General features: G+C 61.0%; 17 protein-coding genes. 12 read left to right on the top strand and 5 right to left on the bottom strand.

What is annotated here, in order from left to right; genetic code table 11:
• Window positions 1–57: 57 nt before the first annotated feature.
• Together Q8O29_RS18325 and Q8O29_RS18320 are read right to left on the bottom strand one after the other, a co-directional pair.
• A complete protein-coding gene (locus Q8O29_RS18325) occupies window positions 58–777 on the bottom strand; it encodes a DsbC family protein (RefSeq protein ID WP_305565430.1) in 720 nt (239 codons plus the stop codon).
• A gap of 18 nt (window positions 778–795) precedes the next feature.
• Window positions 796–1,914, bottom strand: a complete 1,119-nt coding sequence (locus tag Q8O29_RS18320) for an FAD-dependent monooxygenase (protein ID WP_305565428.1) — start codon at window positions 1,912–1,914, stop codon at window positions 796–798.
• A gap of 72 nt (window positions 1,915–1,986) precedes the next feature.
• On the opposite strand from Q8O29_RS18320, the gene Q8O29_RS18315 reads away from it, so the two are divergent.
• From Q8O29_RS18315 to Q8O29_RS18305, 3 genes are all read left to right on the top strand, one after another.
• On the top strand, window positions 1,987–2,910 hold the full coding sequence (locus Q8O29_RS18315) for an MOSC domain-containing protein (RefSeq protein WP_305565426.1): 924 nt from the start codon (window positions 1,987–1,989) through the stop codon (window positions 2,908–2,910).
• A 328-nt stretch (window positions 2,911–3,238) separates the two neighbouring features.
• On the top strand, window positions 3,239–4,330 hold the full coding sequence (gene ychF / locus Q8O29_RS18310; RefSeq protein ID WP_305565424.1) for a redox-regulated ATPase YchF: 1,092 nt from the start codon (window positions 3,239–3,241) through the stop codon (window positions 4,328–4,330).
• Window positions 4,331–4,449: 119 nt separating this feature from the next.
• The gene (locus Q8O29_RS18305; protein WP_305565422.1) at window positions 4,450–5,199 is read left to right on the top strand and encodes an rRNA pseudouridine synthase; all 750 of its coding nucleotides are present in this window, start codon (window positions 4,450–4,452) and stop codon (window positions 5,197–5,199) included.
• 49 nt (window positions 5,200–5,248) lie between these two features.
• Here Q8O29_RS18305 and Q8O29_RS18300 read toward each other — a convergent pair whose 3' ends face one another.
• Entirely contained in the window at window positions 5,249–5,725 is a 477-nt protein-coding gene (locus Q8O29_RS18300; protein ID WP_305565420.1) for a YqaA family protein, read from the bottom strand.
• A gap of 140 nt (window positions 5,726–5,865) precedes the next feature.
• Here Q8O29_RS18300 and dusB point away from each other — a divergent pair, with 140 nt between their 5' ends.
• The 3 genes from dusB (at window position 5,866) to purH (ending at window position 8,792) form a co-directional block, all read left to right on the top strand.
• Complete coding sequence (dusB, locus tag Q8O29_RS18295; protein WP_305565418.1) at window positions 5,866–6,912, top strand: tRNA dihydrouridine synthase DusB; 1,047 nt, start codon at window positions 5,866–5,868, stop codon at window positions 6,910–6,912.
• The gene (locus tag Q8O29_RS18290) at window positions 6,909–7,148 is read left to right on the top strand and encodes a helix-turn-helix domain-containing protein (protein WP_305565416.1); all 240 of its coding nucleotides are present in this window, start codon (window positions 6,909–6,911) and stop codon (window positions 7,146–7,148) included. Before dusB ends, Q8O29_RS18290 begins: the two co-directional genes overlap by 4 nt.
• 66 nt (window positions 7,149–7,214) lie before the next feature.
• Window positions 7,215–8,792 (top strand): bifunctional phosphoribosylaminoimidazolecarboxamide formyltransferase/IMP cyclohydrolase, encoded by a 1,578-nt coding sequence (purH, locus tag Q8O29_RS18285; RefSeq protein ID WP_305565494.1) that lies wholly within the window; start codon window positions 7,215–7,217, stop codon window positions 8,790–8,792.
• Window positions 8,793–8,976: 184 nt separating this feature from the next.
• Here the strand turns inward: purH and hemL are convergent, their stop codons facing one another.
• Window positions 8,977–10,305, bottom strand: a complete 1,329-nt coding sequence (hemL, locus tag Q8O29_RS18280) for a glutamate-1-semialdehyde 2,1-aminomutase (RefSeq protein WP_305565414.1) — start codon at window positions 10,303–10,305, stop codon at window positions 8,977–8,979.
• The gene (locus Q8O29_RS18275) at window positions 10,289–11,251 is read right to left on the bottom strand and encodes a bifunctional hydroxymethylpyrimidine kinase/phosphomethylpyrimidine kinase (protein ID WP_305565412.1); all 963 of its coding nucleotides are present in this window, start codon (window positions 11,249–11,251) and stop codon (window positions 10,289–10,291) included. Before Q8O29_RS18275 ends, hemL begins: the two co-directional genes overlap by 17 nt.
• 81 nt (window positions 11,252–11,332) lie before the next feature.
• On the opposite strand from Q8O29_RS18275, the gene Q8O29_RS18270 reads away from it, so the two are divergent.
• The 6 genes from Q8O29_RS18270 to Q8O29_RS18245 all read left to right on the top strand — a co-directional run bounded on the left by Q8O29_RS18270 (window position 11,333) and on the right by Q8O29_RS18245 (window position 21,389).
• Window positions 11,333–11,506, top strand: a complete 174-nt coding sequence (locus Q8O29_RS18270) for a rubredoxin (protein ID WP_305565410.1) — start codon at window positions 11,333–11,335, stop codon at window positions 11,504–11,506.
• An 84-nt stretch (window positions 11,507–11,590) separates the two neighbouring features.
• Window positions 11,591–11,989 carry a PleD family two-component system response regulator gene (locus tag Q8O29_RS18265; protein ID WP_305565408.1) on the top strand — a complete coding sequence of 133 codons (399 nt, stop codon included), beginning with the start codon at window positions 11,591–11,593 and terminating at the stop codon, window positions 11,987–11,989.
• On the top strand, window positions 11,989–12,354 hold the full coding sequence (locus Q8O29_RS18260) for a response regulator transcription factor (RefSeq protein WP_305565406.1): 366 nt from the start codon (window positions 11,989–11,991) through the stop codon (window positions 12,352–12,354). Before Q8O29_RS18265 ends, Q8O29_RS18260 begins: the two co-directional genes overlap by 1 nt.
• A 23-nt stretch (window positions 12,355–12,377) precedes the next feature.
• Complete coding sequence (locus Q8O29_RS18255) at window positions 12,378–12,908, top strand: chemotaxis protein CheW (RefSeq protein WP_305565405.1); 531 nt, start codon at window positions 12,378–12,380, stop codon at window positions 12,906–12,908.
• A gap of 281 nt (window positions 12,909–13,189) precedes the next feature.
• On the top strand, window positions 13,190–15,220 hold the full coding sequence (locus tag Q8O29_RS18250) for a methyl-accepting chemotaxis protein (RefSeq protein WP_371134278.1): 2,031 nt from the start codon (window positions 13,190–13,192) through the stop codon (window positions 15,218–15,220).
• A 58-nt stretch (window positions 15,221–15,278) separates the two neighbouring features.
• On the top strand, window positions 15,279–21,389 hold the full coding sequence (locus tag Q8O29_RS18245; RefSeq protein ID WP_305565401.1) for an Hpt domain-containing protein: 6,111 nt from the start codon (window positions 15,279–15,281) through the stop codon (window positions 21,387–21,389).
• The last annotated feature ends 151 nt before the right edge of the window (window positions 21,390–21,540 follow it).

The raw sequence follows: 21,540 nt of genomic DNA, 5'->3' as shown, positions 1-21,540 counted from the left end.
CCCGTCAGTAAAGGGCCGAAGGCATTTTTTGTTGATACTTTTTTGATGCAGCAGTGCTTATTGCACTTTGGCGTCGTTCAGGTATTTTTCAACCTGCTGCGCGCTGACGGCGCCGGGCACACGCGTACCGTCGGCAAAGATCAGCGTGGGGGTGCCAGTGATGCGGTGCTTTTTGCCAAACTCGATGTTGCGGGCCAGCGCACTGCTGTCGCAACTTGCTGGTGCCACTGGCTGGTCGCGCACCATCAGGTCCTGCCAGGCTTTGCCTTTGTCTTTGGCACACCAGATGTTTTTTGATTTTTCTACAGAATCGGGGCCCAGGATGGGGTACAAAAACATGTAGACCGTCACATCCGTCACCTTCTGCATGTCGCGTTCAAAACGCTTGCAGTAGCCGCAGTTCGGGTCTTCAAACACGGCCAGCTTGCGTTTGCCGTTGCCACGCACGACGGTGAATGCGTCCTTCAACGGCAGGGCGTCAAAAGCCACCGCGTTGAGCTTGTCCACGCGCTCCTCGGTCAGGTTGCGCCGCTGTTTGGTGTCTATCAGGTTGCCCTGAATCAGGAAGTTGCCCTCGGCATCGGTGTAAAAAATATCGTTGCCATTGACCCGGATTTCGTACAGGCCGGCCATCGGCGCCTTGCTGACTTCTTCGATGGGAGGCAAGCTCGGCAGCCGTTCGGCGAGGTTTTTGCGGATCACCGCTTCCTGCGCGACAGCGGTGCCCAGGCTCCATGCCACCAGGCCGCAAGCCGCGATGTTTCTGAGCAATTTCATTGTTTTTCCCCGTCTTTGTTAAATCTGACCCATCGCCCGCCGTGTGGCCCATTGCTTGAGCGGGCCGCTTTTTGCAAAACCCGTCATGCCCCAATTGCGCAGCGCCTGCCAGTGCACATCGGTGTGCGCAAACAGGCTGTGCAGGCCGTCAGTCACTGCGCCCATGGCCGCGACATCGGCCTTGCGCGCACGCTCGTAACGCCGGAGCAACTTTTCGTCACCCAGGCCGCGCCAATACTCACGCGCATGCACCACCGCTGCCAGCTCCGCCGTATCGGCCAGCCCCAGGTTCAGGCCCTGGCCGGCCAGCGGATGCACCGTATGGGCGGCATCGCCGGCCAGCGCCCAGCCCGGCCCGACCCAGCGATCAGCGGTCGACAGCGCCAGCGCCCAGCTCGACCGGCTGCTGGCCAGTTGCAGGCGCCCGGCCTCGGCACCACAGGCGAGTTGCACCGCCGCCGAAAATTCTTCCGGGGAAAGCTTTTCCAGAGAAGTCGCACGCGCCACAGAGACAGACCAGACCAGCGCCACAGAGTTCCCGTGTTCGCCAGCCATCGGCAAAAGAGCCAGCACTTCGCCGTGCTTGAACCACTGGCGCGCCACGCCCAGGTGCGGCTGATCGCTCAGCAGGCGCGCGGCGATGGCTTTTTGCGGGTAGGACTTGACGGTCCAGGCGGCACCGAACTCGTTGCGGCTGCTGCTGGCCTTGCCTTCACAGACCACACTGAGCGCGGCTTGGACCGGTGCCGGCACGGTTTCAATCTGCGGCTGGTAATACACGGCCTCGGCCAGTTGCTGCTCCAGCGCCGGTACATCGACAATCCAGGCCAGCGCTGCGCCGTTGCCGCCTTCTGCGGTGAATTCGAGCCGACCTCCGTCGTCGCCCCAGACCTGCATCTGCCTGACAGCGGTTGCCGAGTCCGCGTCGGGCCAGGCCCTGAGCGACTCCAGCAGTTGCCGCGATGCGCTGTTCAGCGCATAGGCACGCACATCCTGGGGGGACGGTACGGCCAGCTTGCCGGCGGCGACGGGATGGGCGACCAGCGCCACCCGCAGGCGCTCGCGGGCCAGCAGCAAGGCCAGGCTACGGCCGACCACCCCGCCGCCGCAGATACAGACATCAAAGGGTTTGGACATGGCCTATTTTAGAAGGCGGTGCAAAATCACCTGCTTGTAGGGATTGAATTGAAACTTTGAAGGACACCTCAAGTGAGTGAATCATCGAGCGAAACGTCTGGTACGGCCGACGTCCACGCGGCCATCACCGCCTTGTGGGTATACCCCGTCAAATCCTGCGCCGGCGTGCAGGTTCAGGAAGCCATCCTGACCGAGACCGGCCTGGAGTTCGACCGCGCCTGGATGGTGGTGGACGAGCAGGGCGAATGTGTGACCCAGCGCGAGTTGCCGCGCATGGCGCTGATCCGCCCGCAGCTCAAGACCCAGGACATGGTGCTGCGCGCGCCCGGCATGCTGGCCTTGCACATCGCGCTTGACCAGGTGCAGGAGCCGGTTCGCGTGCGGGTCTGGGACGACGAGGTGAAGGCCTATGACATGGGCCCGATTGCGGCCCAGTGGTTCAGTGATTTTCTGGGTGAGAAGCTGCGCCTGGTGCGCTTTGACCCTGAGCAAAAGCGTCGCTCCAGCGTGCGCTGGACCGGCCGCGTGGAAGCGCTCAATCAGTTCAGCGACGGCTACCCCTTGCTGGTGCTCAGCGAGGCCTCGCTGGCCGGGCTCAATGACAAGTTGCAGGCCGCAGGCGGGGCGCCCGTCGGCATGGAGCGTTTCCGGCCCAACATTGTGCTGGGCCCTGCTTCCGCTGGCGCTGCGGACGCGCTGTCCGCCCACGACGAAGACCGGCTGGGTGAACTGTGCATCAGCACAAAACAGGGCCTGGCCCGACTCAAGCCGGTCAAGCCCTGCGCGCGTTGCCCAATCCCCAACATCGACCCGGCCACCGCCGTCAGCAGCCCGGAGGTCAATGACATGTTGCAGACCTACCGGCAAGACCCGCGACTGAACGGCGCTCTGAGTTTCGGCATGAACCTGATCCGGCTCGATGGGGACGACCATCTGCTTCGGGTTGGGCAGGCGGTCCGCGCCAACTACCGTTTTGATGAATACTTTTCAGCCTGAGCGGGCCATCGACTGATGGTCGCGGTCCCTCGGAAGGAAATCTTGCTCCCGAGGGCGACGGGCGCGTCAACTCGGGCTCCAGAAAACGGATAGGACGGCGCGTACGCTCCGCCATACCGGCCAACAGGTCGGACAGGGCTTGCGAGAGTGCGGGCCCTTCCATCAGACGCTCGCTGAGAAGCACACCGGCCACATGAAATTGCAGCAGCACCTCGGGCTTGAGGCCTTTGAGCGGCATCAGGCCCGCTGCAGCAGGGTGAGCCATAGGCCTGACAGGCGGTCACCCGCGCATCGCATACACTTCTCAGCCTGTTTTCTAAGGTTTGTCATGAGTTTGAAGTGCGGTATTGTAGGTTTGCCTAACGTCGGAAAATCCACCCTGTTCAACGCGTTGACCAAGGCGGGAATTGCGGCTGAAAATTACCCCTTTTGTACGATCGAGCCCAATGTCGGGATTGTGGAAGTACCAGACCCGAGGCTTGGCCAGTTGGCGGCTATCGTCAATCCGGAGAAAATTCAGCCCGCCATCGTCGAATTTGTCGATATTGCCGGTCTGGTGGCCGGTGCCAGCACCGGTGAAGGCCTGGGCAACAAGTTTCTCGCCCATATCCGCGAGACCGACGCCACGGTGAACGTGGTGCGCTGCTTTGAAGACGACAATGTGATCCACGTCGCCGGCAAGGTCGATCCGATCTCCGACATCGAAGTGATCCAGACCGAGCTCTGCCTGGCCGATCTGGCCGCCGTCGAGAAGGCGCTGCACCGCGTGACCAAGCTGGCGCGCTCGGGCGACAAAGAGTCCATCAAGCTGGTGATCATCCTCGAAAAATGCCAGGTGGCGCTCAACGACACCAAGCCGGTCCGCACGATTGACTTCAGCAAGGAAGAGCTGCCGCTGCTCAAGCAATTCTTCCTGATCACTGCCAAGCCGGCGATGTTCGTGGCCAACGTGGCCGAAGACGGCTTTGACAACAACCCCTTCCTCGACCGCCTCAAGGCTTATGCCGCCGAGCAAAAGGCGCCGGTGGTCGCGATCTGCGCCAAGATGGAAGCCGAAATGGCCGACATGGAGGAGGAGGACAAGAAGATGTTCCTTGCCGAAATCGGCCAGAACGAACCCGGCCTGAACCGCCTGATCGTCGCCGCCTACAAGCTGCTGGGCCTGCAGACCTACTTCACGGCCGGTGTCAAGGAAGTGCGCGCCTGGACCATCCATGCCGGCAACACCGGCCCGCAGGCCGCCGGCGTGATCCACACCGATTTTGAAAAAGGCTATATCCGCGCCCAGACCATCGCCTTTGACGACTACATCGCCAACAAAGGCGAGCAGGGCGCCAAGGATGCGGGCAAGATGCGCAGCGAAGGCAAGGACTATGTCGTCAAGGATGGCGACGTGATGAATTTCCTGTTCAGCAGCTAAATGTGTACACCCCTGCCTGGGCTCACTGCGTGTAGCCCATCCTCCCCTTGCAGGGGACGCCTCCTGTCGCCCGGCGGAGCCGACTCGATGGTGGCGCTTGAAAGGACCGGGCAGATCGCATGACAGAACCCGTCCGCCTCGCCAAAAGCCTGGCGCAAATGCTCAATTGTTCACGCCGCGAGGCTGAGCAGTACATCGAGGGTGGTTGGGTGCGTGTCGACGGCGTGGTGGTGGAAGAACCGCAGTTCCGCGTGGGGGCCCAGAAGATAGAACTTGACGGCGATGCCAGCCTGCTCGCGCTGACACCGGTGACCTTGTTGCTGCACAAGCCGGCCGGTTACGAGGCTGGCCTCGACGGTGCGTCAGGCAAGCCCGCTGCGCCCGCCCTGCAACTGCTGACCCCGGCGAACCGGTCGCCGGACGACCGTTCCGGCATCCGGCCGCTGAAAAAACACTTCAGCACGCAGACGCTGGCGACCCCGCTGGCCACGCTGGCCAGCGGCCTGCTGGTGTTCACCCAAGACTGGCGTGTGGCACGCAAGCTCAGCGAAGACGCCTCGGTGATGGAGCATGAAGTGATTGTCGAAGTCGCTGGCCAGCTAGTGCCCGGCGGCCTGGAGCGGCTCAACCGCGTCGAACACGGCTTCACTTTCAATGGCATCCTGCTGCCGCCGGCCAAGGTGAGTTGGCAAAATGAAACGCGGCTGCGTTTTGCCCTCAAGGGCGAGCGGCCGGGGCAGATCGCCTACATGTGCGAGACCGTGGGCCTCAGCGTGCAGGCCATGAAGCGCATCCGCGTCGGCCGTGTGCCGATGAGCAGCCTGTCACCCGGCCAGTGGCGTTATCTGCTGCCACATGAACGCTTCTGACCGTCGTCCTTCGACAGCTCAGGACGAACGGAATACAACGCGTGGGGGCTCATATAGCACCCGGAAAGGCCCAGATCAGCGCGCCCGTCATCATGAAATATCGCGCGAACTTGCCAATCGCCATGTAGGCCACGCAGGGCCAGAACGGAAACTTGAGCCAGCCGGCCACCGCGCACAGCGGGTCGCCCACGGCCGGTAGCCAGGCCAGCAGGCAGGCCTTGGGCCCGAGCTTTTCGAGCCAACGGACGGCGCGGCCATGGTGCGAGGAGTGCGAATACTTGTCGACCACCTTGTGCGCGCCATAACCCAGCCACCAGTCGAGTGCGCCGCCCAGGGTGTTGCCCGCCGTGGCCACCAGAACGGCCGGCCAGAACATGAGGGGGTTAAGCTTGACCAGGCCGAAGACCACCGGTTCCGAGCCCAGCGGCAACAGCGTCGCCGAAATGAAGGACACCACAAACACCGTGCTCAAACCGTACTCCGGCAGTGCCAGCGCTTCTATCAGGTGTTGTAGCCAGAGTTCCATCTGCAGCGAGTATAGGGAGCGCGGCAGTGCCGATGCTGTAGGGCGTACGCTTACAACGCCGTGTGCAAATTTCGATTGCTGAAATTTTAGGCAGCTACAATCATCACTCGTTTTCCAGCTCTCACCATCCCCGTACGTCCATGAACATCGGCCCCCACGTTTTGGCAAACAATCTGTTTGCAGCGCCGATGGCCAGTGTCACGGACCGGCCGTTTCGGCGCCTGTGCAAAACCCTGGGCGCCGCTTATGCGGTCAGCGAGATGGTGACCTCACGGCGCGACCTTTGGGACACGTTGAAAACCTCGCGCCGCGCCAACCACGACGGGGAAGTGGCGCCGATTGCAGTGCAGATCGCCGGCACCGACGCACAGATGATGGCCGATGCCGCTGCCTACAACATCGACCGTGGCGCCCAGATCATCGACATCAACATGGGCTGCCCGGCCAAGAAAGTCTGCAACAAATGGGCCGGTTCGGCCCTGATGCAGGACGAGCCACTGGCCCTGGCGATTGCCGATGCGGTGGTGGCGGCATGCGCGCCGCGCGGTGTGCCAGTCACGCTGAAGATGCGCACCGGCTGGGCCGAATCGCACAAAAACGCCGTCACGCTGGCGCGCGCCTTCGAAAGCGCCGGCGTGCAGATGCTGGCGGTGCATGGGCGCACGCGGGCCCAGGGCTACAAGGGCCAGGCCGAATACGACACGATTGCTGCCGTCAAGGCTGCGGTACGCATTCCGGTGGTGGCCAACGGCGACATCGACAGCCCCGAAAAAGCCCGCGATGTGCTGGCCTATACCGGCGCGGACGCTGTGATGATTGGCCGCGCGGCCCAGGGCCGGCCGTGGATCTTTCGGGAAATCGCACATTTCCTGGCGACCGGCACGCATCTTGCGCCACCGCTGGTGGCCGAAGTCAAACGTCTGCTGCTTGATCACCTGCTGGACCATTACGAACTCTACGGAGCGTTCAGCGGCGTGCGCAGCGCGCGCAAACACATTGGCTGGTATGTGAAGGCGCTGCCGGGTGGCGAGGCTTTTCGCAGCCACATGAACCTGCTGGAAGACAGCGAGGCGCAGTGGCAGGCGGTTGCCGATTTTTTTGATGCGCTGGGCGACCGCATGGACCGCATGCCCGTGGCCAGCGAAGTGAATGAACAACAACAGGACAGGCAGGGGGAGCTCGCATGAGCAAGAAACAGATCGAAGAATGTGTGCGCAGCAGTCTTGAAAGTTATTTCAAGGATCTGCGCGGCACCGAGCCCGACGGCAGCATGTACGAGATGCTGGTGCGCGTGGTTGAAAAACCTCTGCTCGAGGTGGTGATGCAGCATGCCGATAAAAACCAGTCACGCGCCGCAGAGTGGCTGGGCCTGAACCGCAACACGCTGCGGAAAAAGTTGCTTGAGCACAAGCTGATCAAGTAAGCGCTCATCCCGCACCCGTCCCTGAAGAAACACATGAACGCGACCCCGCCCGCCGCCTCTAAAGTGATTGACATGAAGGCATTGATTTCCGTCTCCGACAAAACCGGCATCCTCGAATTTTCACAGGCACTCCATGCCTTGGGCATCAAGCTGCTGTCCACGGGCGGCACGGCCAAGCTGTTGGCTGACGCTGGCCTGCCGGTCACCGAGGTTGCCGACCACACCGGCTTTCCTGAAATGCTCGACGGCCGGGTCAAGACGCTGCACCCGACAATCCACGGCGGCCTGCTGGCGCGCCGCGACCTGCCCGAACACATGGCTGCGCTCAAAGCGCACAACATCGACACCATCGACCTGCTGGTGGTCAACCTCTACCCGTTTGAAGCCACCGTGGCCAAGCCCGGTTGCACACTGGAAGCCGCCATCGAAAATATCGACATTGGCGGCCCGGCCATGGTGCGTTCTGCCGCCAAGAACTGGAAGGACGTGGGCGTGCTGACTGACGCTTCGCAGTACGCCGGTGTGCTCGCAGAACTCCGGGCCGAAGGTCAACTCACCGAGGCGACCAAATTCACGCTGTCGGTCGCCGCCTTCAACCGCATCAGCCAGTACGACGGCGCGATCAGCGACTACCTCTCTAGCATCCAGGCCGACGGCGCGCGCAGCCTGTTCCCGGGCCAGGCCAACGGCCGCTTCATCAAGGTGCAGGATTTGCGCTACGGCGAAAATTCACACCAACAGGCCGCGCTGTACCGCGACGTCTATCCCGCCCCCGGCTCGCTGGTCATGGCAACGCAACTGCAGGGCAAGGAACTCAGCTACAACAACATTGCTGACGCCGATGCAGCCTGGGAATGTGTCAAGAGCTTCACAGAGTCCGCCTGCGTCATCGTCAAACACGCCAACCCCTGCGGCGTGGCGGTTGGTGCCGATGCGCTGGCGGCCTACAGCAAGGCCTTCAAGACCGACCCGACCTCGGCCTTCGGCGGCATCATTGCGCTGAACTGCACGCTGGACGAAGCTGCGGCGCAGCAGATCGCCAAACAGTTTGTCGAGGTGCTGATGGCGCCCGCCTTTACGCCCGAGGCACTCTCGGTGTTCAAGAGCAAGGTCAATGTGCGCATTTTGCAAATTTCCTTGCCGCCCGGCGGCGATACCGCCTGGAAGCAGGGCCGCAACCTGATGGACCTCAAGCGCGTCGGCTCGGGGTTGCTGATGCAGACCGCCGACAACTACGAACTTGCGCTGGCCGACCTGCAGGTGGTCAGCAAGCTGCAGCCGACACCGGCGCAGCTACAAGACCTTTTGTTTGCCTGGAAGGTCGCTAAATACGTCAAATCCAACGCTATCGTGTTCTGCGGCGGCGGCATGACACTCGGCGTGGGCGCCGGCCAGATGAGCCGCATCGACTCAGCCCGCATCGCGTCCATCAAGGCCGCGAATGCCGGCCTCGATCTCGCCGGTTCGGCCGTGGCCAGCGACGCTTTTTTCCCCTTCCGCGACGGGCTTGATGTGGTGGTCGACGTCGGCGCGACATCCGTGATCCAACCGGGCGGCAGCATGCGCGACGAGGAAGTGATTGCGGCGGCTGACGAGCGCGGCGTGGTGATGGTGCTCAGCGGCGTGCGGCACTTCCGGCACTGAGTTTGGCGTTTTCTAAGCCAAAAGTGGCCTCAGCCCATATCCAGTGGGTGTGTGCAGCTACTGAATTGATAGTAATAGCCGCACCGTCTGTGATCCCGGCCTTGATCCGGCTCCCTGTGTGGGAGTGGGGAGTCGCTCTTACTGTCCGGGGCCACAACAGACGCAGCGTGACGCTTGTAAAAGCTCAGCGGCCCGCAAAAAACTGCGCAGCCGCATCCACTGTGGTTTCAATGTCCGCCGCCGTGTGCGCCGAACTGACAAAGCCGGCTTCGTACAGAGCCGGCGCGTAGTACACGCCCTTGTCCAACATGGCATGGAAAAATCGGTTGAAGGCCGGGCTGTCGGTGGTCATGACGGTCGCATAGTTCTGCGGCAGCTTGTCCAGCAGGAAAAAACCGAACATGCCGCCTTCGCTGTCTGCGCAAAAAGTGACGCCAGCCTGCGTGGCGACTTGGGTCAGGCCGTCGGTCAGGCTGCGTGTGCGTTGACCCAATGCCTCATAAAACCCGGGCTTGGAAATTTCACGCAGTGTGGCCAGGCCGCAGGCGGTGGCGACCGGATTGCCCGACAGTGTGCCGGCCTGGTAGACCGGACCCAGCGGTGCAAGTTGCTCCATGACGGCGCGGGTGCCGCCGAAAGCGGCCAGCGGCATGCCACCGCCTATGACCTTGCCAAGCACCGTCATGTCGGGCTTGAAGCCCGGAATGCTCTTTGCATAGATGCTTTGCGCGCCGCCCAGGGCGACACGAAAGCCGGTCATCACTTCATCAAACACCAGCAGCACACCATGCTGGGTGCACAGCTCCCGGCAGCGCTTCATGAAAGGCACGCTGGCCCGCACAAAGTTCATGTTGCCAGCAATCGGCTCGATGATCAGGCAGGCGGTACTGCTGCCGTGCAATGAAAAGGCTTCTTCAAGCTGGGCAATGTGGTTGTATTCGAGCACCAGCGTGTGCTGCACCACTTCGGGTGGCACGCCGGCGCTGGTCGGGTTGCCGAAGGTGGCCAGGCCGGAGCCGGCCTTGACCAGCAGGGCGTCGGCATGGCCGTGGTAACAGCCCTCGAACTTGATGATCTTGCTGCGGCCGGTGGCGCCGCGCGCGAGGCGGATGGCGCTCATGCCGGCCTCGGTGCCGGAGCTGACCAGGCGCAGCATCTCGATGGAGGGCACCAGCTTCACGATTTCTTCGGCCAGCTCGATTTCGCGCTCGGTTGGCGCGCCGTAAGAGAAGCCTTCCAGCACCGCCTTCTGGACGGCTTCGACCACGGCGGGGTGACCGTGCCCCAGGATCATTGGACCCCAGGAGCCGATGTAGTCGATGTAGCGTTTACCGTCGGCATCCCAGAAGTAGGCACCCTGTGCGCGCTGCACAAACCTCGGCGTGCCGCCGACCGCCTTGAAGGCGCGTACTGGGGAATTGACGCCGCCGGGAATCAGTGCCCGGGCGCGTTCAAACAGGACGGTATTTCGGGAGGTATCTAAGGAAGTATCTGAATTAGTGCTTGGTGCCATTGGTGGGTAGGTCAAAGGAGGGCAGAGCGGGGACTGTATCAGCGCTGGAGGCTTCATCCCCATCGTCATCGTCTTCGACCGGGGTGTCGTCTGTCTGGGCCCAGAACAGGCGGTCGGGAACGATGTGGCCCATGCCGGGGTGAAAACCGGCATCCAGGCTGTGATCCAGGTAGGTCAGGGCTTCGCTGGTAGCGGCCTGCAGGTTGTGCCCGTTGGCCAGCAGCGCCGTGACGGCGGCGGTCAGCGTGTCGCCGGCACCGGCAAACACGGCTTCAAAACGTTCGAACTTTTCGCTGTAGAGCACGGCCTGCGGCGTGGCCAGCACGTTGTCGATGAACTGATCGGGCAGGGGGATGCCGGTGACCAGCGTGTAAGGCACACCGAATTCGGCAGCAGCCTTGGCGATATCGCGGGCCGACGGGCTTTTGTCACCGGCCCAGTCCGGCAGCAGCCAACGCCACAAGCTGCTGTGGTTGCCCACCAGCACGGTGGTTTGCGGCAGCAACAGTTCGCGAAAGGCGTCGAGGTAATTGTCGATGGCTTCTTCGTTCCACCACGACAGGTTGGGCATGTAGGCGATCAGGGGCACATCGGCATAGTCTGATGCAATCTCGGCGATGGCGCTGATGTTTTCTGGGTTGCCGACAAAGCCGACCTTGATGGCACTGACAGGCATGTCTTCGAGCGCAGTGCGGGCTTGCTCGGTGACGGCTTCTTCATCGAAGGAGATGTGGTCGAAAATCTCGGCGGTGTCGCGCACATAGGCGCCTGTAACGACAGCCAGCGCGTGCGCGCCGGCCGATGTGATGGCGCTGATGTCGGCCGTCAAGCCTCCGGCACCACTGGGGTCGTTGGCATTGAAAGTCATCACGCAGGCGGGAGCTGTTTCGCCGTCCTCTGCTTCCATTTGCGGGGTGTCCAGAGGAGGTGGGTTGGGGTTTGCCATAGGCTGGATTTTGACCTGTACGCGAATAAGCAACGCCGCCTCGATACAATTGTTGCATTCTATTCGAAGGCAACTTAAGCTGTGACTCAATCAATGACCTGGATGTGTTTAATCTGTGGGTGGATTTACGACGAAACGACGGGGGCGCCGGAACACGGTATTGCGGCAGGCACGCCGTGGGCCCAGGTTCCCATGAATTGGACCTGTCCCGAATGCGGGGCTCGAAAAGAAGACTTTGAAATGGTTCAAATCTGAATGACCAGGTCGGTTGTCTAAACAAACACGCAGCAGACGTCTGTCTGTCTGTCTGTCGGCTACGTGTCACAAGGAGCACAGTCAGTGAGTATTCCCAGTTCAGGGCTCAAGGTGTTGGTCATTGACGACAGCAACACCATACGGCGCAGCGCAGAGATATTCCTGAAGCAAGGCGGCCATGAGGTGCTGTTGGCTGAAGATGGTTTTGATGCGCTCTCCAAAGTCAACGACTACCTGCCGGATCTGATTTTTTGCGATATTTTGATGCCGCGTCTGGATGGCTATCAGACCTGCGCGATCATCAAGCGCAACCCAAAATTTTCAACTGTACCGATTGTGATGCTGTCCTCAAAAGACGGCGTTTTCGACAAGGCGAGGGGCAGGATGGTCGGTTCTCAAGACTACCTGACCAAGCCGTTCACCAAAGACCAGTTGTTGCATACCGTGCAGGAACTGGGTAATGCAAAACAAGGAGTAGCGTAATGGCAATCAAAAAAATTCTTATCGTGGACGATTCCAAAACCGAATTGATGTTCATGACCGATCTGCTGGGCAAGAACGGTTTTTCGGTGAAAACCGCTGAGAACGCCGAAGACGCCTTTCGTCGGCTTGCCGAGGAAAAACCTGACCTGATCCTGATGGATGTGGTGATGCCCGGTCAAAATGGGTTTCAGCTCACGCGCGCCATCGCCCGGGATCCTCTGTATGCCGACGTACCCATCATCATGTGTACCAGCAAAAACCAGGAAACCGACCGTGTCTGGGGCATGCGTCAGGGTGCCAAGGACTACATCACCAAGCCGGTGGACGCCGAGGACTTGATGGCAAAAATCAAGGCGCTGGGCTGACGCTTCACCGACATCACTAAAGCATGGCCAACCGACAAGCACTTAGAGAACTGCAAAGCCGCCTGGCCGACAGGCTGCAAGCCGCAAAAACGCAGGGTGTTTCGGCTTCCTGGCTGGCGGTGGAGGCGGGAGGCGACAAATACCTGTTTCCCCTGAATCAGTCCGGGGAAATTTTCCCCTGGGTTAGTGCGCAAAACGTGCCTTACACCCAGGCCTGGTTTGCCGGGGTTGCCAATTTGCGTGGTGGCTTGTATGGCATTGTCGACCTGGCGAGTTTTGTCACTGGCAAAATGCCGCCGCCGCGCAGTGAACTGGCGCGCACGGAGTCCCGGCTGGTTGCGCTTAACAGTGCGCTTGAAATCAATTGCGCGTTACAGATCGACAAGCTGTCCGGCTTGCGCAATCCGGAGGCGTTTACAGACTTTGCCGAAAAGTCGCCCGAAGCGCCGGATTTTTTTGGCCACAGTTATGTCGATGCCAACGGTGCCACCTGGCAGGAGATCAACCTGCAGTCCCTCGCGCAGCAAGCCCATTTTTTGACCATCAGCGCTTAGCGCTTTCAGTTTCTTCCCCCAGAAGGCTCACCATGTCTGTCATTGAAAAAATCCAGAAGCTATTCAAAACAAAGCAAACGCCGCCCGAGGACAGCATGGATGGTGTTTCCCTGGATATGTCAGTCGACCCACTCGCCACTGGCGCCCATGAAGCGCAGGGCAACACCGCTACAGCGATGTCAACCCAGACCGACGTGGGCAGCGGCCCCGAAAGCCAGTCCCTGAATGACACGCCTGACAACGTAGAGCTTTTGTCGCTGCCTTTGCTGGGTCGTCGGCCCATGGGACAGCACCAGCGTGTTCTGGTGATTTTGCTGGCCTTCTCCGTCATTGTGCTGGGCTCGGTGACATTCGTTGCCCTGACCCAGGCGGACAGAGTCGCGCAGCAGATGGCGGCCACCGGGGAATCTATGATGCAGTCGCAGCGGCTGGCTAAATCCGTTTCGCAAGCGCTGGTGGGCAGCGCACAGGCTTTTCCCGACGTGCGTGAGAGTTCTGATGTACTGGCTAAAAGCGTGCGCGGGTTGAAGGCGGGGGACGGTTCCTTGCGGCTTGAGCCCGTAAGCACCGAACTGATGCCGGACGTGGAAACCGTGACGCCCCTGATGGAGCGCGCTGAAAAGAACGCGTCAACCGTGATGAGCCAGCAGGCGATTTTGACCCAGGTGGGTAACGCCTTGCGCACCATCAATCGGCAGTCGTCGGACCTGCTGGAAATTGCCGAAACCGTTTCTTCTCTCAAACTTCAGCAGAATGCGGCTCCCGCAGAAATTTCTGCGGCCGGCCAGCTTGTGATGTTGACGCAGCGGATTGGTAAATCAGCCAACGAATTCCTGACCATGGAAGGTGTGAGTCCTGAGGCCGTTTTCTTGCTTGGCAAGGACTTGAACTCGTTCAAAGAAATCGCCCAGGGCCTGCAGGAAGGCAGCCCCGAGTTACGTCTGACGGGCTCCAAGGACCCGCAGACACGCGAGCGACTTGAGGCGTTGATGGCGCTGTATGAGCAGACGCGCGTGCAAGCCGGTGCCATCTTGGGTAACTTGCAGGGCCTGGTGTCCGCGCGAGAGGCTCAAGCGTCTATTATTTCTGACAGCGAGCCCTTGCGTCGCGGATTGGAAGATATCCAGGGCAAGCTGTCATCGCAAACCGGCCTGGGTGTTGGCGCCCTGACAACTCTGGCAGTGGCTGCGGCGTTTGCGCTGCTGTGCGCGGCGGGTCTGGCCCGTTTGCAGGTGCTGGACAGCCGGCAGCGTCAGGGCATTGCCGAGGGTCAACGGCTGGAAGCCAAGGGCCAGGAGCAGGACGCCAAGCGTGTCAATGACGCCAACCAGGCGGCCATTTTGCGATTGATGAATGAGTTGCAGACCGTGGCCGAGGGTGACCTGACCCAGGAGGCGACAGTGACCGAAGACATCACCGGCGCTATTGCTGACTCGGTGAACTACACGGTAGAAGAGTTGCGACAGCTGGTCGGTAACGTGCAAAACACGGCGACTCGGGTGGCACAAACCACGGCGCAGGTTGAAAGTACCTCGACCGAACTGCTGGCAGCGTCGACCGAGCAGTTGCGCGAAATTCGTGAAACCGGCCAATCAGTGCTGGACATGGCGACCCGAATCAACCAGGTGTCCAGCCAGGCGCAGGAATCGTCCCTCGTGGCGCGTCAGTCGCTGACCGCAGCCGAATCAGGTTTGCAGGCGGTGCAAAACGCGATCGGCGGTATGAACTCGATCCGGGACCAGATCCAGGAAACTTCCAAACGGATCAAGCGCCTGGGTGAATCGTCCCAGGAGATTGGCGAGATCACTGAGCTGATTTCCGACATTACCGAACAAACCAACGTTCTGGCGCTCAATGCGGCCATTCAGGCGGCGTCCGCCGGTGAGGCCGGGCGCGGCTTCTCGGTGGTCGCGGAAGAGGTGCAGCGGCTGGCTGAACGGTCTGCTGAAGCGACGCGCCAGATTTCTGCCCTGGTGAAAGCGATTCAGACCGATACCCAGGATGCGGTGGCCGCCATGGAGCGCTCCACGCAGGGTGTGGTTGAGGGGGCCAAGCTGTCGGACAGCGCCGGTACCGCACTGTCCGAGATTGACTTGGTGTCCCGCCGACTGGCTGATCTGATTGAGCAGATTTCCACCTCCGCTTCCCGTGAAGCGGAGTCAGCGAACGTGGTGGCCGGCAACATTCAGCACATTTTTGCGGTGACGGAGCAAACCGGAGAAGGTACCCGCTCGACGGCCCAGCAGGTGCGTGATTTGTCGCGCATGGCCGAAGAGTTGCGGCAGTCTGTATCGCGATTCAAGATTGCTTGATGGCAGGTCTGCATCGTCTTTGTCCGTGAACTCCGATTTATGAACCGGCCTGCCCTCTATGCAATCGAACGCTCCGAACTCAACAGCCGCTGAACTTGACTTGGCTGTCAATGATCTGGGCCCGCTGGCCTGGGTCTTAGACGAGCTGCGTAAGTCGCTGGATGGTTCTGCCAAGGCCTTGAAGCGTTTTGTCCGGGATGCTGAATTGGCGCGGGGCTCCGACCTTGCTGCGCTGGATGCCAGCCAATTGCGTATTGCGCGTCAGCAGTTGCATCAGGCCGTGGGCGCGCTTGAGATGGTGGGTTTGGGCGCACCGGCGCTGGTTTTGCGTGCCATGGAAGCGGCAGTGCAACGATTTATCCAGCGTCCTGAGCAATGCAGCCAGGATGCGGCGGCCAAAGTTGAGCTCGCAAGTTTTGCCTTGACGGAGTATCTCGAAGGTGTCCTGGCAGACAAACCAGTGTCCGCCGTTTCCCTGTTTCCGCAGTACCGTGATGTTCAAGGCCTGGTAGGGGCTGATCGCATCCATCCTGCTGATCTTTGGATATTCGAGTTGCGCTGGATTGAGCCGGTCATGGATTTGCCTGTCAATGCGCGGGCTTACGATGAGCCATCCAGGCAGTTGCTGGATCAGCTAGTCCTGAAAATCATGCGCACCGGTGACGCGCAGGCGGCGCGAAGCTTCAGGGACATGTGCCTGGGTTTTGCCAAGGCGCAGCCCGGGGGGGAGCCTCGCGTGTTCTGGAAAATCGCGGCTGGCTATTCTGAAGCTTTGTCGCAGGGCCTCCTGCGTGTCGATATTTACGTCAAGCGCGCGGCCTCGCGCATCCTGCTGCAATATGCGTCGTTTGCCAAAGGCAGCACCAACGCTTCGGACCGTCTGGTACAGGATTTGTTATTTTTCTGCTCGCAGGCAGTCGCCAACCCTGCCGGCGCGGCACCGGTGCTGTCGGCGGTTCGTGCGAGTTATGGCCTGGACCGCTTCAAGCCGGTGGACTACGAGGCGGTGCAGTTTGGCCGCTTTGACCCGGCTTTGTTGGCGCAAGCCCGCAAGCGCATTGTCTCGGCCAAGGAAACCTGGTCATCGCTGACTGCCGGTGATCTTGGCAAATTCAAAACTCTGGCCGACCAATTCAGCCTGGTGACAGATTCGCTGGTCAAGCTGCATCCTCCCAGCGAGCCGCTCGCGCTGGCATTGTCGCGGGTGATCGAGACGACGGTTCGCTCTGGACAGGCGCCGCCCATCGAGCTGGCGCTTGAAGCGGCGACAGCTATTCTGTACCTGGAAGCGGCCTTTGACGACCTCGACCCCAATGATCCGCAACTGACCGTCCGGACAGCCCGGCTGGCGGTGCGGCTCGAAGGTGTGCGTAACGGCGGTGAAGCTCAGCCACTTGAGCCCTGGATGGAAGAGCTTTATCGCCACGTCAGCGACAAACAGACCATGGGCAGTGTGGTGGGCGAGTTGCGCATCTCTCTGAGTGAACTCGAAAAATCGCTCGACCTGTTTTTCCGAAATCCACAAGAGAAAGCGGTTTTGGCTGCGGTGCCTGGGCAGCTATCGCAGATGCGAGGTGTGTTGTCGGTTCTGGGACTCGATCAGGCCTCTCACGCAGTGCTGCGCATGCGCGACAGCGTGGAGCAGATGCTGGTGACTGAAGTTGATGAGCAACTGGCCCGTTCGGCTGGAACATTTGACCAGTTGGGCAACAACCTGGGTGCTTTGAGCTTTCTCATTGACATGCTCAATTACCAGCCTGCGTTGGCCAAAAAACTTTTTGTTTACGATGAAGTTAAAGGCGAACTCAAACCATTGATGGGGCGCAGCCGGGCACAGCCTGATGCCGCCACCATGACGGCGCACGGCGCACTCTCTCAGGAAGTGCTGGCCGTCGTACAGGATGCGGAGGCTGGGGTTTCGGCGGCAAATCTGAGCGTCAAGCTTGATGTTCTGGCGACCCATGCGGCATTGGCCGATCAGCCGGGCTTGGCGCAAACCGCGCGAGACGCTGCGATGGCCGTTGCCGGAAATACCCAGGCAGCTTCCGGTTCATTGACTGATTTGGTAGCGGCCACGGTGCAGACTGCCATGCCCGTTGCTGCGCCAGTGAGCGAGGAAAATTTTGAAGAAGACGACTTGCGAGATATCTTCCTGGAGGAAGCGCGCGAGGTCGCGGGGCAAGCGCAAGCCGCAATTTCGGCTCTGGGCAATCAACTCGGGGATATCGGCGAGCTGACGATACTGCGCCGCGCCTTCCACACACTCAAGGGCAGCTCCCGCATGGTCGGGCTTAACGAGTTTGGCGAGGCGGCCTGGTCCATGGAGCAGTTGCTCAATGGCTGGCTGGCTGAGCAAAAAACGTCGGATGAGTCGTTTCGGGCCTTGTGCGTTCAGGCCATGGACGGGTTTGTTGTCTGGATCGACGATATCTCAGCCAACCGTGATGCCCAATGGAAGTCTGGGCCATTTCGCGCAAGCGCCGATGCCATGCGAACGGAAGGGCGTTTTAATGCCATCGTGCTGCCGGAGCGATCTGCACCAGCAGCCGATCTTGCGCAGCCCGGTCCCGATACGCCGGTTGCTCAAGCGCCATCCGATTTTGACTTTGACTTCTCTTTGAATGACCCGACCCCCGCCCCGCCTGCTGTCACGCCGTTGGAGCAGCCGCTGGCTGATATCCAGGGCATTGACTTCGACAGTTTGTCAGCTCTGTCGGGACTGAGCGTTGATGCACCGGCTGCGGTTCCGGTGTCCGCTGACAGCATGTTCGAACTGGATTTTGGACAAGCGCCAGCGCCGGCGCTGGCGACTGAGGCCAATTCGCTTGAGCTTTCGACGACTGATTTTGATGCTCATTTCCTGACTTCCGCAGGCCCGCCACCCGACCCCGTTCCAGTGGCAAATGTTTTGTCCGAGGCCTTGCAGGTGCAGGTTGACGATATTTTTGATTTTGTTCCCGAGATGGTTGTTGAGCCGGCGTCCATCGTTACAGTTACATCATCAGCGCTCGACGTTGACGCCGAAATCCTTGCGCCTTTGGACGACCTTGCCGACCCCTTGTCCCTGGATATGAGCGGGGACGAGCAGATCAAGGTGATCGGCTCGCTGCGCATTGGTATTCCGCTTTACAACGTGTATCTGAACGAGGCCGACGAATGGTCTCGCCGGTTGGTGACTGAAGTCACGGAATGGACGATGGAGCGGGGGCAGCCTATTGGTGATTCGGCCCTGGCGCTCACCCATTCACTGGCTGGCAGTTCTTCCACGGTTGGATTTGACGCGCTCTCCGAAATGGCGCGCGCGCTTGAGCATGCGCTTCAGCAGTCGCAGATACAGCTGGGACATGGCGGCAACAGGCACGATCAATTGTTCATTGATGCCGCCGAGGACATTCGGCGTTTGTTGCACCAGTTTGCGGCCGGTTTCCTCAAGCAGCCGGACCCGAGAATCCTTCGGGCACTGCGCGAGATTGATTTTTCAGACCCTGTCAGCGAACCGGCACCGGTTGCCGATAGCGTGGCTTTTCTGTCGGGCGGGCAGGCTACTCAGCCTGTGGTCAAGTCCGTGGCGCCTACTGCGTCAGTAGCGTCAACAAGTGTGCCGGTAGCACCTGCCACCAGATTCATCATCACGGCGGTGACAAGTGCGCCGGTTTTTGTGTCCCCAGCGCCTCCAAAACCAGCACCTGCCGAGGTCGTTCTTTCACCTTCGCCTCCACCACCACCTGCCTTCACTCCAGTGGCCCTTGCTGCGCAGCCTGCCGTTTTCCGTGAAGACCTGGACGATGAGTTCGACGCGGTTGACGCGATCGATCCCGACCTGTTTCCGATTTTTGAGGAAGAAGGCGCTGAGCTGATGCCGCAACTGGGTGCAGCCTTGCGGCAGTGGGCCGCCCGTCCTGACAACCTGGGCGCACGCAATGAGGTCTTGCGCGCTTTGCATACCCTCAAGGGCAGTGCCAGGCTGGCAGGCGCCATGCGCTTGGGGGAGATGGCCCACCGTATCGAATCGGACATTGAGCATATGGGCTCCGACGCGGCTGCTTCGCAGAACTTTGACACCTTGCTGGCAACGTTTGATGCCATGCAGGCGAACTTCGAGGCCTTGCGACATCCCGGCACGTCCGAAACATTTGAACCGCTGCAGCCTTTGTCCCAGCCGGCCGCAGGCCACGGTCCTGAAGCGCTGGAAAACGCGCAGGGCACCGCCCTGGCGCCGGCCAGTGGTCGCAAGGTCGTGATGTCCATGGCCCAGGCGACGGCCTTGCAACCTTTGCGTCCGGCGGCTTCTGGGTCAATCCGGGTGCGTTCTCAACTGCTGGACCGCATGGTCAACCAGGCCGGCGAGGTCATGATCACACGCTCCCGCCTGGAGGCTGAGCTCAACCAGTTGCGCAGCTCGCTCAACGATTTGAGTGGCAACTTGAACCGCTTGCGTTCGCAATTGCGCGACGTGGAACTGCATTCCGAAACCCAGATGCAGTCGCGCTTGCAGCAGGCCAAGGAAGCGCAGCTCGGGTTTGACCCGCTGGAGTTCGACCGCTTCACCCGCGTGCAGGAATTGACACGCATGATGGCCGAGTCGGTCAACGACGTGGCGACAGTGCAGCGTACGCTGCAGCGCACGGTTGAAGCGACCGAGGACGATTTGATTGCCCAGGCGCGTCAGACGCGGGAGTTGCAGCGCGACTTGCTGCGTACCCGCATGGTGGAGTTCGAGGGCATTTCGGAGCGCTTGTACCGCGTGGTTCGGCAGGCTTCGAAGGAAACCGGCAAGCAGGTGCGTCTGGATCTGCAGGGCGGCACCATCGAGATGGACCGCGGCATGCTGGACCGCATGACGCCGGCTTTCGAACATTTGCTGCGCAATTGCGTAGCCCACGGCATCGAGGACCCCATGGCCCGCACCGGCGCGGGCAAGGACGCATCCGGCCTGATCACCGTGAGCGTGCAGCAATCGGGCAACGATGTGTCTGTCGAGTTCCGCGACGATGGCGCCGGGCTGAACCTGCAGCGCATTCGCGAAAAGGCCCAGGCGTCCGGTCTGATCGCACCGGGCCAGCAAATCAACGACGACGAAGCTGCCAACATGATTTTCATGGCGGGCTTTACCACCGCCTCCCAAGTGACCGAACTCGCCGGACGCGGGATTGGTATGGATGTGGTCCGCTCCGAGGTCAATGCCCTGGGCGGCAGGATTGAAACCACCACCGTGGCGGGCAAGGGCACCAACTTCAAGCTGGTCCTGCCGCTGACCACTGCTGTGACGCAGGTGGTGATGCTGCGCGCGGGCGGCTCTTCGGTGGGTGTGCCTGCCAACGTGGTTGACACTGTTCGCCGGATTTCCGCCAAGGACCTGCAGCAGGCCTACAACAGCGGCGTGTTGGACGTTGCCGGCGAGAGCGTTCCCTTCTTCTGGTCAGGCGCTTTGCTGCAGGCCTCGCGCCGCAGCAGCGAGCCGCAGGGTAAAACCGCGCCGGTGGTCATTTTCCGAAGCGCCGCCCAGCGGATCGCCCTGCACGTCGATGAAGTGCTGGGCAACCAGGAGGTGGTGGTGAAGAACCTCGGGCCTCAGCTGTCTCGCCTGCCGGGCCTGGCGGGCATGTCGGTGCTGGCCTCGGGTGCGGTCGTGCTGATCTACAACCCGGTGGCGCTGGCAACCGTGTATGGACAGCAGGCGCGTGGCTGGAGTTCAGACAGCGCCGAGCCGCACATGCTGGAGCAGTCTGCGGCCGGTGACGCGGGCGGTACAAGCATGGCCGTGACCTCGTCCATGCCGGTGGCGCCGCAGATCCCGCTGATCCTGGTGGTGGACGATTCGATCACGGTGCGGCGCGTGACCCAACGGTTGCTGCAGCGCGAGGGTTATCGCGTTTCCATGGCAGCCGACGGCCTGCAGGCGCTGGAACGGCTGCAGGAAGAGCGCCCCACGGTGGTGTTGTCGGACATCGAGATGCCGCGCATGGACGGCTTCGACCTGGCGCGCAACATCCGCGGTGACGTGCGCCTAAGCAGCCTGCCCATCATCATGATCACGTCTCGGATCGCCGAGAAACATCGCGAACATGCCAAGGAGCTGGGCGTCGATCACTACCTTGGCAAGCCTTACGCTGAAGACGAGTTGCTCAGCCTGATTCGCCACTACTGCAGCGCCGAGCTCGCAGCTTGAGATAAAAAAGTCGTAACTACTCAGCCCAACTTTAGGCAGACGTACTGGATTCAGCCGAAGCGGGGCTGAGGCGGTGCACCCTTGAAGGCGGCGACAAGGGAGTCAAAGATGTTCGCCCCTTGCTTGTGCATGGTCGCGGCATATGAGCGGA

This window comes from Polaromonas sp., from assembly GCF_030689685.1.
GTDB lineage: Bacteria > Pseudomonadota > Gammaproteobacteria > Burkholderiales > Burkholderiaceae_C > Polaromonas.
The sequence above is the reverse complement of the archived record's forward strand: the minus strand, read 5'-3'. Positions and strand labels throughout refer to the sequence as shown.

Coding starts and splice junctions, on each gene's coding strand:
- Q8O29_RS18325 (WP_305565430.1), bottom strand. CDS start 777: ATGAAATTGCTCAGAAACATCGCGGCTTGCGGCCTGGTGGCATGGAGC.
- Q8O29_RS18320 (WP_305565428.1), bottom strand. CDS start 1,914: ATGTCCAAACCCTTTGATGTCTGTATCTGCGGCGGCGGGGTGGTCGGC.
- ychF (WP_305565424.1), top strand. CDS start 3,239: ATGAGTTTGAAGTGCGGTATTGTAGGTTTGCCTAACGTCGGAAAATCC.
- Q8O29_RS18305 (WP_305565422.1), top strand. CDS start 4,450: ATGACAGAACCCGTCCGCCTCGCCAAAAGCCTGGCGCAAATGCTCAAT.
- Q8O29_RS18300 (WP_305565420.1), bottom strand. CDS start 5,725: ATGGAACTCTGGCTACAACACCTGATAGAAGCGCTGGCACTGCCGGAG.
- dusB (WP_305565418.1), top strand. CDS start 5,866: ATGAACATCGGCCCCCACGTTTTGGCAAACAATCTGTTTGCAGCGCCG.
- Q8O29_RS18290 (WP_305565416.1), top strand. CDS start 6,909: ATGAGCAAGAAACAGATCGAAGAATGTGTGCGCAGCAGTCTTGAAAGT.
- hemL (WP_305565414.1), bottom strand. CDS start 10,305: ATGGCACCAAGCACTAATTCAGATACTTCCTTAGATACCTCCCGAAAT.
- Q8O29_RS18275 (WP_305565412.1), bottom strand. CDS start 11,251: ATGGCAAACCCCAACCCACCTCCTCTGGACACCCCGCAAATGGAAGCA.
- Q8O29_RS18260 (WP_305565406.1), top strand. CDS start 11,989: ATGGCAATCAAAAAAATTCTTATCGTGGACGATTCCAAAACCGAATTG.
- Q8O29_RS18255 (WP_305565405.1), top strand. CDS start 12,378: ATGGCCAACCGACAAGCACTTAGAGAACTGCAAAGCCGCCTGGCCGAC.
- Q8O29_RS18250 (WP_371134278.1), top strand. CDS start 13,190: ATGGGACAGCACCAGCGTGTTCTGGTGATTTTGCTGGCCTTCTCCGTC.
- Q8O29_RS18245 (WP_305565401.1), top strand. CDS start 15,279: ATGCAATCGAACGCTCCGAACTCAACAGCCGCTGAACTTGACTTGGCT.